Source organism: Mesorhizobium sp. NBSH29, from assembly GCF_015500055.1.
Taxonomy (GTDB): domain Bacteria; phylum Pseudomonadota; class Alphaproteobacteria; order Rhizobiales; family Rhizobiaceae; genus Neomesorhizobium.
Genome location: NZ_CP045492.1, coordinates 2,757,745 through 2,770,275, shown reverse-complemented (window position 1 = coordinate 2,770,275; position 12,531 = coordinate 2,757,745). Strand labels below are relative to the sequence as shown.

General features: G+C 58.6%; 11 protein-coding genes. All 11 read right to left on the bottom strand.

The annotated features are described in order from the left end of the window. Positions 1 to 9 precede the first annotated feature (9 nt). The 11 genes from GA830_RS13805 to lpxA all read right to left on the bottom strand — a co-directional run bounded on the left by GA830_RS13805 (position 10) and on the right by lpxA (position 12,530). Positions 10 to 1,092, bottom strand: coding sequence for an ABC transporter ATP-binding protein (locus GA830_RS13805; protein ID WP_195162398.1), 1,083 nt, complete (start codon positions 1,090 to 1,092; stop codon positions 10 to 12). A gap of 14 nt (positions 1,093 to 1,106) precedes the next feature. Then, complete coding sequence (gene glpD / locus GA830_RS13800; RefSeq protein WP_195162397.1) at positions 1,107 to 2,633, bottom strand: glycerol-3-phosphate dehydrogenase; 1,527 nt, start codon at positions 2,631 to 2,633, stop codon at positions 1,107 to 1,109. Positions 2,634 to 2,752: 119 nt separating this feature from the next. Further along, positions 2,753 to 3,517: a DeoR/GlpR family DNA-binding transcription regulator gene (locus GA830_RS13795; protein WP_195162396.1), complete on the bottom strand. Its 765-nt coding sequence runs from the start codon at positions 3,515 to 3,517 to the stop codon at positions 2,753 to 2,755. Positions 3,518 to 3,609: 92 nt separating this feature from the next. Continuing rightward, positions 3,610 to 4,344, bottom strand: coding sequence for a proteasome-type protease (locus tag GA830_RS13790; protein ID WP_195162395.1), 735 nt, complete (start codon positions 4,342 to 4,344; stop codon positions 3,610 to 3,612). A gap of 27 nt (positions 4,345 to 4,371) precedes the next feature. Further along, a complete protein-coding gene (locus GA830_RS13785) occupies positions 4,372 to 5,166 on the bottom strand; it encodes a transglutaminase family protein (RefSeq protein WP_195162394.1) in 795 nt (264 codons plus the stop codon). A 24-nt stretch (positions 5,167 to 5,190) separates the two neighbouring features. Beyond that, positions 5,191 to 6,132, bottom strand: a complete 942-nt coding sequence (locus GA830_RS13780; protein WP_195162393.1) for an alpha-E domain-containing protein — start codon at positions 6,130 to 6,132, stop codon at positions 5,191 to 5,193. A 62-nt stretch (positions 6,133 to 6,194) separates the two neighbouring features. Then, entirely contained in the window at positions 6,195 to 7,607 is a 1,413-nt protein-coding gene (locus GA830_RS13775) for a circularly permuted type 2 ATP-grasp protein (protein ID WP_258045435.1), read from the bottom strand. 361 nt (positions 7,608 to 7,968) lie between these two features. Further along, positions 7,969 to 9,531, bottom strand: a complete 1,563-nt coding sequence (gene guaA / locus GA830_RS13770; RefSeq protein ID WP_195162392.1) for a glutamine-hydrolyzing GMP synthase — start codon at positions 9,529 to 9,531, stop codon at positions 7,969 to 7,971. 62 nt (positions 9,532 to 9,593) lie between these two features. Beyond that, complete coding sequence (lpxB, locus tag GA830_RS13765) at positions 9,594 to 10,817, bottom strand: lipid-A-disaccharide synthase (protein ID WP_195162391.1); 1,224 nt, start codon at positions 10,815 to 10,817, stop codon at positions 9,594 to 9,596. Next, a complete protein-coding gene (locus GA830_RS13760; protein WP_195162390.1) occupies positions 10,814 to 11,701 on the bottom strand; it encodes an LpxI family protein in 888 nt (295 codons plus the stop codon). Before GA830_RS13760 ends, lpxB begins: the two co-directional genes overlap by 4 nt. Then, on the bottom strand, positions 11,691 to 12,530 hold the full coding sequence (gene lpxA, locus GA830_RS13755; RefSeq protein WP_195162389.1) for an acyl-ACP--UDP-N-acetylglucosamine O-acyltransferase: 840 nt from the start codon (positions 12,528 to 12,530) through the stop codon (positions 11,691 to 11,693). The genes GA830_RS13760 and lpxA overlap by 11 nt, the downstream gene beginning before the upstream one ends. Between the last annotated feature and the right edge of the window lies 1 nt (position 12,531).

Here is a 12,531-nt window from a genome sequence, read left to right as displayed (position 1 = left end):
GCCGCCCTCCTAAGCCGCCAGCGCAGCAGTTGCAGCGGCCGCGCGGCCATCGCCATCAAACACCATCAGATGGCGCGGATCGATAAACACATCGATCATCTGGTCGTCTTCAAAATGATGAATGCCATGCGCCAGCATAATCCAGTGCGCATCAGCAAAATCGAGCCGGATAAAACTTTCCGAACCTGTGATTTCGGTTGCGGTGACCTTTGCCTTCACCGGCACCGCATTGGCGCTCGTGGCTGACAGAGCCAAATGATGCGGTTGAAACGCGACCGTGTAGATCCCGTCTGAAACCCCCTTAAGCTGTTGGGGCACTGGCAGAGTGATGCCGCCATCAAGCTCGAAGCCGCTACCCTTTTTGCGCAGAACGATAGTGTTGAGCGGCGGGTCGGCGAAGGTTTGGGCCGTGATCAGATCGACTGGCTTGCGGAACGAGTCAATCGTCGGTCCATATTGCGTCACCCGGCCCTCCGAAAGGGTTGCCGTGTGGCCACCTAGCAGCAGTGCTTCATGCGGCTCGGTCGTTGCATAGACGAAGATCGTACCGGCCTCGGCAAAGATTTTCGGGAGCTCGGCGCGCAGTTCCTCGCGCAGCTTGTAATCGAGATTGGCCAGTGGCTCATCGAGCAGCACCAGGCCCGCATTTTTCACGATGGCGCGCGCCAGCGCAGTGCGTTGCTGCTGGCCGCCGGAAAGGTTGAGTGGCGTGCGGTCCAGATAGGGTGTGAGACGCAGCAGTTCTGCGGCACGGTGCACCTCGGACTTGATCTTGTCGGCCGGTGCACCGGCAACGCGGAGCGGCGAGGCGATGTTTTCATAGACCGTCATTGCCGGATAGTTGATGAACTGTTGGTAGACCATCGCGACGTTGCGCTTCTGCACCGGCATCCCAGTGACATTGACGCCATCAAACCAGATGGATCCGGAAGTCGGCACATCCAGCCCCGCCATCAGCCGCATCAGGCTCGTCTTGCCTGAAAGGGTGGGTCCCAACAGGACGTTGAGCGACCCATGAGTGAGCGTCAGCGACACATCGCGAATGTGTTTCTGGCCGCTGACGACTTTCGATACGTTTCTCAATTCAAGCATTTTTTTGCGCGCCCCTATTCCGCCGCAGCCGACTGTGTGCCAGCCAGACCCTGCATGAATTGTTCAAGCCGGTTGGCCTCTTCAGCCGACAGGCGCAGGCCGCGCTTGGTGCGCCGCCACAACACGTCTTCGGCGGTCACAGCCCATTCATTTTCCACAAGGTAGCGCACTTCGGCCTCGTAAAGGTCGGCCCCGAATTTCTGGCCCAGATCGGCATTCGACCTGGCAACGCCGAGCACCGCCTTCGCACGGGTGCCGTAGAGTCTGGCCAGCCGGCGGGCATGCACCAGATCCACGAACGGATAGGCGTCCTTCAGCGATTTCACCAAAGAATCAAACCCTTGGGCGGGGAAATCCCCTCCGGGGAGCGAAGCGCCTGACGTCCAGGGTTTTCCCTTTTTGCCGAGCAGGCCCTCCACCTTTTCCATCATCGCCTCGGCGAGGCGCCGGTAGGTGGTGATCTTGCCGCCAAAGATGTTGATGATGGGAGCACTGTCGTCGCCATTCTCGACCTTCAGCACATAGTCGCGGGTGGCTTCCTGTGCTTTCGAGGCGCCGTCATCATAAAGCGGCCGCACCGCCGAATAGGTCCAAACGATCTCCTCGCGTCTCACCGGCGCCGAAAAATACTCGCTGGCTGCAGCACAAAGATAGTCAGTTTCCTGGTTCGAAATCGTCACAGAATGCGGATCACCGTCATAGTCGCGGTCGGTGGTGCCGATCAGCGTGAAATCATCCTCATAAGGGATGGCGAAAATGATGCGCCCATCCTTGTTCTGGAAGAAATAGGCGCGGGGGTCCTCGAATTTCTTGGGCACCACGATATGGCTACCTTGAACAAGGCGGACATTGTGAACATCGTTTTGACCGACCGCGGCCGTGAGCACATGGTCGATCCATGGTCCTGCAGCATTGACGATGAGACGCGCCCTCACGTCAGCTGTCACGCCGTTGCGGGTGTCTTCCACCCCGATGACCCAGTGATCCCTGTCGCGCCGCGCGCTTACCACCTTGGCGCGGGTGCGCACTGTGGCGCCGCGATCTGCCGCATCACGCGCATTGAGTACGACCAACCGCGCGTCATTGACCCAGCAATCAGAATATTCAAATGCCTTTTTGAACAATTTTTTCAGCGGCTTGCCGGAAGGATCGACGGACATGTCGAGCGTTCTCGTCGCGGGCAGCGCCTTGCGACCGCCAATATGGTCATAGAGGAAAAGGCCGAGCCGGATCAGCCAGGCGGGACGCAGCCCTTGCGCATAAGGTAGGACAAAGCGCATCGGCCAGATGATGTGCGGCGCGTTCTTCCAGAGAACCTCGCGCTCCATCAGGGATTCGCGCACCAGCCGGAACTCATAATGTTCGAGGTAACGCAGGCCGCCATGAATGAGCTTGGTTGATCCCGAAGACGTGCCGCTGGCAAGATCATTCATCTCGCACAGATAGACAGAATACCCTCTGCCAACAGCGTCGCGGGCGATGCCGCATCCGTTGATGCCGCCGCCGATGACAAAGATGTCATGGATCGGATTTTCTTCCACATATCCTCCCACACTTTCGCAGTGCAGCATTATTTGCCGTTGCGAAAGCATAAGAGAATATTTTCGAACTCAGAACGAATGTCAAACGAAATCTCGTGAAGCGAACAAGATGCGCCTGCTCAGCGACGCGTTTCCAGCAGTTCCACCTCATTTTCACGACAGATTGCGCGCACCGATTCAATGTCGCATCGGTCGGTAATGAAGGTATCGACCTGAGACAAATGCCCGATGCGGACAGGTGCGGTTCGCTCCAGTTTCGTCGCATCCGAAACCAGGATGACATGACGGGCGTTGGCGATGATGGCCTGCGCCACCTTTACCTCGCGAAAATCGAAATCCAGAAGAGCCCCGTCATGGTCAATCGCCGAAGCGCCGATCACCGCGTAATCCACCTTGAACTGCTTGATGAAATCAACCGCGGCCTCGCCGACAATGCCCCCGTCGGCGCCGCGAACCACACCACCTGCGATCACCACCTCGATCTCCGGATAAATCCGCATTCTATTGGCAACATTGATGTTATTTGTAATAACCATCAGTCCGCGGTGATCGAGCAATGCCTTGCTTACCGCTTCCGTAGTGGTGCCAATATTGATGAACAACGAAGCCTTGTCCGGGATCAGCCGTGCGGCGGCCTTGCCGATGGCATCCTTTTCGTCGGCGGCAATCTTGCGCCGCTCTTCATACTCCATGTTTTCGATACCGGACGGAAAAAGCGCCCCGCCATGGACACGACTGAGCAGGCGCTGATCGCATAAATCATTGAGATCTTTGCGTATCGTCTGAGGCGTCACTGAAAAATGGGCTGCAAGGTCATCGACCAGCACCCTGCCCTGGTCTTTTGCCATCTGCACAATTTCTGAATGGCGTGGTGTCAAGAACATAGAAAGCCTCCCACTTTCGTTTCTTTCACCATCATAGTGAAAACGAAAGCAGCCGGAAGTCAATGCTATTCAGGCGACTTGCCGTTCTGGCGCTATTCCTCGACGAAATCCGGAAGGCTTTTGAATGCGTTCTTCAATGCATCCGACCAGCCTTCAGAGATCTTGCGGTAGTAGGGGTCGTCGAGCGCAATGCGCTTGGTAAAGCCCACTTCCAGCGCATCCTTCTCGTAAAACATCATGTCGAGTGGCAGGCCGACTGAAAGGTTGGATTTGAGTGTCGAGTCAAACGACACCATCAGTAACTTGGCGGTTTCGGCAAAACTCATATCGCTGTCATAGGCGCGAACAATGATCGGTTTTCCATATTTGGTTTCACCGATCTGAAAGAAGGGCGTGTCCTCGCTGCATTCGATGAAATTGCCTTCCGGATAGATCTGGAACAGCCTTGTATCGGAGCCGGCGATCTGCCCGCCCAGAACAAAAGACGCGTTGAAATAGGAATCGGCGCGCTCACCCTCGTCGGCATGTGTAGCAATCACTTCCTTGACCGTATCCCCGACAAGCCGCGCGGTCTGATACATTGACGGCGCTTCCATGATGGTGGGCGCGCGCTCGGCCATCGCTTTCGACCGCTCCTCCAGCAGGCTGACGACAGCCTGCGTGGTGGCGAGATTGCCGGCCGCCATCAGAACGATCACGCGATCGCCCTTCTTTTCCCACACATGCATTTTTCGGAACGTGGAAATTGCGTCAATTCCGGCGTTGGTTCTGGTGTCCGACATGAACACTAGGCCGCGGTCGATCTTGAGGCCGACGCAATAGGTCATCGAATCCCTCCAGGTTATTTCGGGAAGTTACTGCTCTACGGTGATGTGAACCGCAAGCCGTTCGCTGGCCTGGCCGAGTCTTATTCCCGAAACAGGCATGGCATCCCGATAGTCCCGGCCTGTAGCGATCCGCAGATAGCGCTCGTCGGCCGAGATGCCGTTGGCGACATCAAAGGCGACCCAGCCGAGGTTGGGCACATTCACTTCCGTCCAGGCATGGGTAGCGGTCTGCTCAACCGTGTGATCCATCATAAGATAGCCGCTGATATAGCGGGCCGGGAAGCCGAGCAGGCGGGCAGCGGTGATGAATATATGGCTGTGGTCCTGGCAAACACCGCTACCCTGTTGCAGGGCTTCCTCGGCATTCGTGTCAGAGTCAGTGACACCTGGAATGAACTCGACACGCGTATGGATGGCGCCCATCAGCCGGTGCAGCCGTTCCAGTTCGGTGCCATCCCCCGCCTCGCCGGTCAATGCGCGGATGCCCTCACCCGCTGTCGTCAGCGCCGTTTCTGAACGAAACAGCCAAAGTGGCGCAAAGCCAAGATGCGCGCCCATCACACCGGCGGTGTTGTAGGTTTCGACCTCGCCGGTAGCCTCGACGCTGATCCGGTTCGGCGCGCCTTCAACACTGAGCAGACGCGTATCATTGCCGAACTGGTCGGTGTACCGCACCTCCTCGCGGGCACCCTCGATGTTGAGGGCCCATGATTTTACAGTCTGGGTGGTGCCGCTATAGGGCACCAGCCGCACCCGCTGCAGCGCATATAGCACCGGCGCGTCGTAGTGATACTCGGTGCGGTGGGAAACCTTCAACAACATGTCGGTGTCGTTTCTGCTCTCTGGTCAGTTGAAACGGTAGCTCTGCGCTACCTCGGCGCCGAGGCGGTTATTGTCCTGGATAAACCCGGTCAGAAATTCGTGCAGTCCAGTGTCGAACACGTCCTTGATCGAGACTTCCGTCAGTGTAGCCATCGTCCGGTCCAGGGTATCGTGGCACACATGGCGGGTGCCGTAATCCTTTTCCAGGAACGCCAGACTGTGCGCGATGTTCTGGTAGCAATAGGCGAGCGAGCGCGGCATCCGTCCGTTGAGGATCAAATAGTCGGCAATGTTGGTCGGTCGGTAATCCGCATCATAGACCCAGCGGTATGAACGGTGCGCTGCCACCGAGCGCAGAATCGATTCCCACTGATAATTGTCGAGTGTCGAACCCACCCAGGCAATCGAGGGCAACAACACATAATATTTGACGTCGAGAATACGTGCGGTGTTGTCGGCGCGCTCGATAAAGGTGCCAATCTGGGCAAAATCGAAGTTTTCGTTGCGCAGCGCGGTGCCGTGGAACGAACCACGGATCAGCGCGGTTTCGCGTTTGATTGCGTCGAGAACTGTTGGCAGCTCGGTCTGGTCAACCGGTTGCGCCAACATGCGCTTCAGCGCCATCCAGGCTTCGTTGATGCTTTCCCAGGTCTCCCGGGTCAGAGCCGTGCGCACCATGCGGGCATTGATGCGCGCCGTCTCGATGGCGGACACCACACTTGAGGGATTGGCAGGGTCGCGCAACAGAAAATCAGCGACCGCCTCGCCACTCACCTCGCCATACCGGCTGCGAAATGTTTCTTCAGCACCAGCGCTGAGGAGGACGGAATTCCATTCTTCGGAAGGATTGGCAGAACGGGTCAATGCCATTCGAAGGCCGGCATCCAGCAGCCGTGCCATGTTTTCGGTACGCTCGATGTAGCGGCCCATCCAGTACAGCCCATTGGCGGTGCGACCGAGCAGCATCCTAGTATCCCTTGCCAGTGCGAAGCGGAGCGGTCGGGAGGAACGCGGGGGCGCGGGCGATCTCAGTCATCGAGTACCCACGTATCTTTGGTGCCGCCGCCCTGGGATGAATTCACCACCAGAGAGCCTTGCTTCAGCGCCACACGTGTCAGCCCGCCCGGAACGATCTGGATGCGGTCAGACACCAATACAAAGGGTCTGAGGTCGACATGGCGCGGCGCCAGACCCTTCGCGGTCAAGATAGGGCACGTTGAGAGGGAGAGTGTCGGCTGGGCGATGTAATTTGACGGGCGCGCTGCCAGTTTTTTCGAAAAGTCCTCGCGCTCCTTGCGCGTCGATGTCGGTCCGATGAGCATTCCATAGCCGCCGGAGCCATGCACTTCCTTCACCACCAGATCAGCGAGATTCTCCTGGACATATTTCAGGCTGTCCGATTCCGAGCAACGCCAGGTCGGGATGTTGCCGAGTATCGCCTTGCGTCCGGTATAAAACTCGATGATTTCAGGCATGTAGGAGTAGATCGCCTTGTCATCGGCAATACCGGTTCCTGGCGCATTGGCAATCGTAATATTGCCGGCGCGGTAGACATCCATGATCCCCGGCACACCGAGCGTTGAGTGGGGATTGAAGCTCAGGGGATCGAGGTAGGCGTCGTCGATACGGCGGTAGAGCACGTCGATCTGCTTGTAGCCCTCCGTGGTGCGCATCGCGACATGACCGTCGATGACGCGCAGATCCTGGGCTTCGACCAGTTCCACACCCATCTGGTCGGCAAGGAATGCGTGCTCGAAATAGGCTGAATTGTAGCTGCCAGGCGTCAGGACGGCGACACACGGCGCATCACGCACGGAATCGGGCTTGGTTGCGGCGAGCGACTGGCGCAGAAGCTGCGGGTAGTTTTCGACGGGCCGCACCTTGATGCGTTGGAACAGCTCGGGGAACAGCTGCATCATCGTCTCGCGGTTTTCCAGCATGTAGGAAACGCCCGACGGCGTGCGTGCATTGTCTTCCAGAACGTAGAATTCATCTTCGCTAATGCGCACGATGTCGACGCCGATAATGTGGGTATAAACGCCTTTTGGCGGGCGCATTCCGATCATTTCTGGCAAAAATGCCGCGTTGGATTCGATCAGCGATTTCGGAATCCGGCCCGACTTGATGATTTCCTGGCGGTGGTAGATATCGTCGAGAAAGGCATTGAGAGCCTGCACCCGCTGTTCGATGCCCTGGGTAACGCGCCGCCACTCCGACCCCGAAATGATACGGGGAACGATATCGAATGGAATCAGCCGTTCAGCCGCTTCCTCCTCACCATAGACAGCAAAGGTAATGCCGGTTTTGCGAAAGACGCGCTCGGCATCGATCATCTTTTCGGACAGGCGCTTCGGGTCCTGCACCTGGAACCAGCGATCGTATGCGGTATACGCCCCCCGCAGCCCGCTTCCGTCGGGGTGCATCTCATCGAATGCTGTCACTCACATCTCCCCTATGAAGCCATTTCAATGGCGCGGTGCCCGAAAAGCAAGCGCAATCGCTAAAATGACCCTCCGGAAGGGTGAGATAGAGCGCCAGTGCCCAAAATGAAGGCACGCTGCCCGGGAACTGGCGGCAAAGGTGGGTAAAAAGCGCTCAGTCGAAGCGGCCTCATGTCAAACCTACCGCTGACTCAGTATCGAAGTCTTCTAACCACAGACAAATACGTCGATAATCCTGTCCTGCACGCCGTGAACGTCCAGGAAGCGGCATGGGCAGTGCATTTAAGCGTATGAGGAACACGCCCACTACGGGATGCCATCGTTTTGTTTAGATATCCTGCGTGCGATCCGACGTTCGAAATCATTCCCACTCTATTGTCCCGGGTGGCTTTGATGTCACGTCATAGACCACGCGATTGATCCCCTTCACCTCGTTGATGATGCGGGTGGCGGCGCGGCCGAGGAATTCCATGTCGTAGGGGTAGAAATCTGCGGTCATGCCGTCGATGGAGGTGACGGCGCGCAGTGCGCAGACGAATTCGTAGGTGCGGCCATCGCCCATAACGCCGACGGTTTGGACTGGCAACAGCACGGCAAAGGCTTGCCAGATGGCGTCGTAGAGACCGGCTTTTCGAATTTCGTCGAGGTAGATGGCGTCTGCTTCGCGCAGGATTTCGAGTTTTTCGCGCGACAGGCCACCGGGGCAGCGGATAGCGAGGCCCGGGCCCGGGAATGGATGGCGGCCGATGAAGCTATCGGGCAGGCCCAGCTCCTTGCCAAGCACCCTCACCTCGTCCTTGAACAGCTCGCGCAGCGGTTCCACCAGCTTCATGTTCATGCGTTCGGGCAGGCCACCAACATTGTGGTGCGACTTGATCGTGACGGAGGGGCCACCCGTGAAGGACACGCTTTCGATGACATCAGGATAGAGCGTGCCCTGGGCCAGAAAATCTGCGCCGCCCAGTTTCTCGGCTTCTTCTTCGAACACTTCGATGAAAAGGCGGCCGATGGTCTTGCGTTTCTTTTCCGGATCGACCTCGCCTTCCAGCGCGTCGATGAAGCGGTCTGCGGCGTCGACCCGGATCAGCGGCAGATTGTAGTGCTCGTTGAACATGGCGACGACGTCAGAAGCCTCATTCTTGCGCATCAGGCCGTGGTCGACCAAGATGCACGTCAGCTGGTCTCCCACTGCTTCGTGGATCAACAATGCGGCAACGGACGAGTCCACACCGCCTGAAAGGGCGCAGATAACCTTGCCGGAACCCACCTGGCTGCGGATGGCTTCCACCGCATGTTCGCGATAGGCATGCATCGACCAGTCACCCTTGATGCCGGCAACTTTGTGGACGAAATTCTGCAGAAGCCGCGCGCCGTCCGGCGTGTGCACCACTTCTGGATGGAACATCAAGCCATACATCTTGCGGGCTGCATCGCCGAAGATCGCAAAGGGAGAGCCTTCCGACTTGGCATAGACCTCAAAGCCTTTCGGCAATGAAATGACGCGGTCGCCATGGCTCATCCACACCTGGTGGCGCTGGCCGGTTGTCCACATGCCATCAAATAGCGGGCAGTCTTTTTGCACTTCCACAAAGGCACGGCCGAATTCGCGATGGCTGGATGCTTCGGCAACGCCGCCCATCTGGACGCACAGCGCCATCTGGCCATAGCAGATGCCGAGAACAGGAATGCCTGACTCGAAAATGATCTGCGGCGCACGCGGGCTGCCGATGTCGTTGGTAGAAGCCGGACCGCCCGAAAGGATCACCGCTTTGGGTTTGATCCGCGCGAACGCGTCCTCGGCCAACTGGAAGGGAACGATCTCGCAAAACACACCCGCTTCGCGGATACGCCGGGCAATCAGCTGGGTTACCTGGCTGCCAAAATCGATGATGAGGATGGTGTCGGAATGGGTGGTGGTCTTCATGGCGGGCCTTTAGAGAAAGAAACGAGTCGGTGCAATGGTTTTGGCTGCGTGGGCCTGAATTGTCACTGCTGACCCGGGCTTGGCGGTGGGGTCCAGCGGTCAGTGCTAGGTTTTCCCCTACCCCTTATATAGCGGAGCACGATTTCTGCGGCAGCAGTGCCGGGCCTGCGTTTGGTCGCCATGCGGCGGGCCACATCGGCAAAGCCATTGAGTTGGAGCATGCGCGCGTCACTGTCTGGCGTCATCAGCTGTTCCATCTGGCGGGCGAGCAGGCCGGGGCGGATGGTGGTGTCATAATACTCCGGCACCAGCGCCCGGTCGGCGATGAGGTTTGGCAAGGCACCGGACCAGGTGGTGATGAGGTGCGTCATCAATCGCATCAACCGGTCACTGCGATAGCACGAAACCAGCGGCACGCGGCAGAGCGCCAGTTCCAGCGATACGGTGCCGGATGCTGCCAGAGCTGCGTCTGCCTCCCCAAACGCTTGCCATTTGCGCGCCGGATCAAGGATGATCTCGGGTGCAGCCGGCCATTTGGCGGTGGCCTTCTCGACCATTTCCGCAACATGCGGCACGGTCGGTATCAAGACCCGCAGCGTCCGGCCGCGCTCGTACAGGATGTCGACAGTCTCGCCAAAGGTTTTGATCAGTCCGCTGACCTCGCTGCGGCGCGATCCCGGCAACACCAGCAATGTCTTGTCCTCCACCGGCGAGGGTTTGCGGCGGTTGGCCTGGTGGCGGGCCGCGTGCAGCACGCCAGGCTCATAGACCAGCCGGTGGCCGACATAGGTGCCAGGCGGTCCATCCAGCCGCTTCAGCGCTGCTGCCTCAAAGGGCAGGATGCACAAAACATGATCGACACAAGCGCGCATTGCCGGCGCGCGCTCAGGCCGCCAGGCCCAGACGCTCGGACAGACATAGTGGATGATTGGGATATCGGGATTTCTGGCGCGTACTTTTTTAGCCACGCGCAGCGTGAATTCCGGGCTGTCGATGGTGATCAGACAATCGGGCTTGGCTGCAACAATGGCTTTTGCCGTGGTGCTGATCCTGACCAGAAGCCGCGGCAGGTCCTTTATCACGGCGGTTGCACCCATTAGTGCGATGGCGGAGGGATCGAACATTGTGTCGAGGCCAAGTGTCGCCAGATGCCTGCCTCCGACGCCGAAAAGCTCGATGGGACCGCCGCTCGAAGCCTCCAGTGCGCGGCAGAGATCGGCGCCCAGAAGGTCACCGGACTCCTCGCCGGCGATCACCGCTACACGCAGCGGACGGCTCGCGCTCATGGCCGCTTGTCCTTAAGCCCGACAATGAAAAGCCCAAGACTGTCGGCAAGCTCTATTGTCTTGCCAAATTCAAGCACAAATGCCCGTCCGGCCTCGACCGCAACGCCAGAAAGGCCTGCCTTGTGCGCATCTTCTATGGTTCGTGGTCCGATGGTGGGCAAGTCGGCGCGCAACTCCTGGCCGGGCTTTGTGCATTTGACCAGCACGCCGCGCTTTTTCGCAGCTATGCGGCCATTGTTGCGCAAGCCGATGGTGCGTTCCAGAAGGCCGTCGGTTCCCTCCACCCCTTCCAGCGCCACGGCACGACCGCCAATGGCGATGGCAGCCTGGCCAATATCGAGCCGCCCGATGGCCAGGGCAGCCTCATGGGCGGCTGCGATATCGCGCTGGTCTGAGGTTTTTGGTTTTGTCCGAGTCATGACACCGGGCTGAGCCAAAAGATCGGGCAAAATCGTATGAGCGCCCACTACCTTCAGCCCCCTCTGTTCCAGATGGCGCACCAAAGTGCTTAGCAGCGCATTATCGCCGGTCATCAGGGCAAAAAATAGTTTTGGCAGGAACGCAAGCAGCCCGACGCGCCATTTGATCTTGCGAATTTCAGGGCGGCCGGCAATGCCACCCGCCATGACAACATGGGTGACACCACGGCTCTTTAGAAAGGCGACCAGATCACCGATCTCTTCCAGTGTGCGGGTCTGGTGTTCATAGGCTGCGTAGGCTTCAGGATCGACGCCCTGCCCGCCAACTATCAGCACGAAGGGCGGAGTTCCGGCTTTTGCAAGCCCTTCTGCGACGCTAAGCGGCAATCGTCCGCTTCCCGCGATCAGCGCGAAGCGATCACCCGGTCCTAGCCGGTGCGCACCATCAGATTGTTCAATCGTCATCGTCACTGCCGTCATCGGCAAGGCCGCCAACGGGAGGAACGGTGAACTGCCGCTTTTCCTTGCTGTTCATGAAGGAGATGATCTGCCAGGCAATGGAGTCCGCTTCAAACTGGGTTTTGGCGGCCTCAAGGTTTTCAGCGAGCGGTCGCGTGCGGTCAAAAATCACCCGATAAGCCGCGCGCAGCGCATGGATGTCAGGTCGGCTCATGCCCGAGCGCTTCATGCCGACAATGTTGAGCCCGCGCAATTTAGCGCGGCTGCCCGATACGATGCCATAAGGGATGACGTCGCCGACAATGCCTGAAAATCCGCCGACGAAAGCACGGTCGCCGACGCGCACGAATTGATGGATAGCCGTAAGCCCGCCAATGTTGACGAAATTGCCGATCTCGCAATGGCCGCCCAGCGTCGCGCCATTGGCGAAGGTGACGTTGTCGCCAACGATGCAGTCATGCGCGATGTGGGTGTAGGCAAGGAAATTGCCATTGTCGCCCACGCGGGTTTCTGCCCGGCTGGAATCGGTGCCGGCATGCATCGTCGCGCCTTCGCGGATGGTGCAGTTCGCGCCGATGATCAGCCGTGAAGGTCCGCCTGTATGCTTGGCATTTTGTGGCGGCGCACCAAGCACTGCCTGCGGGAAGACTTTTGTTCCCGCGCCGATGATCGTGGTGCCGAGGATCGCCACATGGCTTGCCAAGTCGACATTGTCGCCCAGTTGCGCGCCGGCGCTGACGTGGCAGAATGGACCGATGTGGACGCCTGCGCCAAGCTCGGCGCCGCGTTCGACCACTGCCATGGGGTGGATAAAGGCTTGCTTGCTGTCAGTCATG

Coding starts and splice junctions, on each gene's coding strand:
- GA830_RS13790 (WP_195162395.1), bottom strand. CDS start 4,344: ATGACCTATTGCGTCGGCCTCAAGATCGACCGCGGCCTAGTGTTCATG.
- guaA (WP_195162392.1), bottom strand. CDS start 9,531: ATGAAGACCACCACCCATTCCGACACCATCCTCATCATCGATTTTGGC.
- GA830_RS13785 (WP_195162394.1), bottom strand. CDS start 5,166: ATGTTGTTGAAGGTTTCCCACCGCACCGAGTATCACTACGACGCGCCG.
- GA830_RS13795 (WP_195162396.1), bottom strand. CDS start 3,517: ATGTTCTTGACACCACGCCATTCAGAAATTGTGCAGATGGCAAAAGAC.
- GA830_RS13760 (WP_195162390.1), bottom strand. CDS start 11,701: ATGACGATTGAACAATCTGATGGTGCGCACCGGCTAGGACCGGGTGAT.
- lpxB (WP_195162391.1), bottom strand. CDS start 10,817: ATGAGCGCGAGCCGTCCGCTGCGTGTAGCGGTGATCGCCGGCGAGGAG.
- lpxA (WP_195162389.1), bottom strand. CDS start 12,530: ATGACTGACAGCAAGCAAGCCTTTATCCACCCCATGGCAGTGGTCGAA.
- GA830_RS13780 (WP_195162393.1), bottom strand. CDS start 6,132: ATGCTGCTCGGTCGCACCGCCAATGGGCTGTACTGGATGGGCCGCTAC.
- GA830_RS13805 (WP_195162398.1), bottom strand. CDS start 1,092: ATGCTTGAATTGAGAAACGTATCGAAAGTCGTCAGCGGCCAGAAACAC.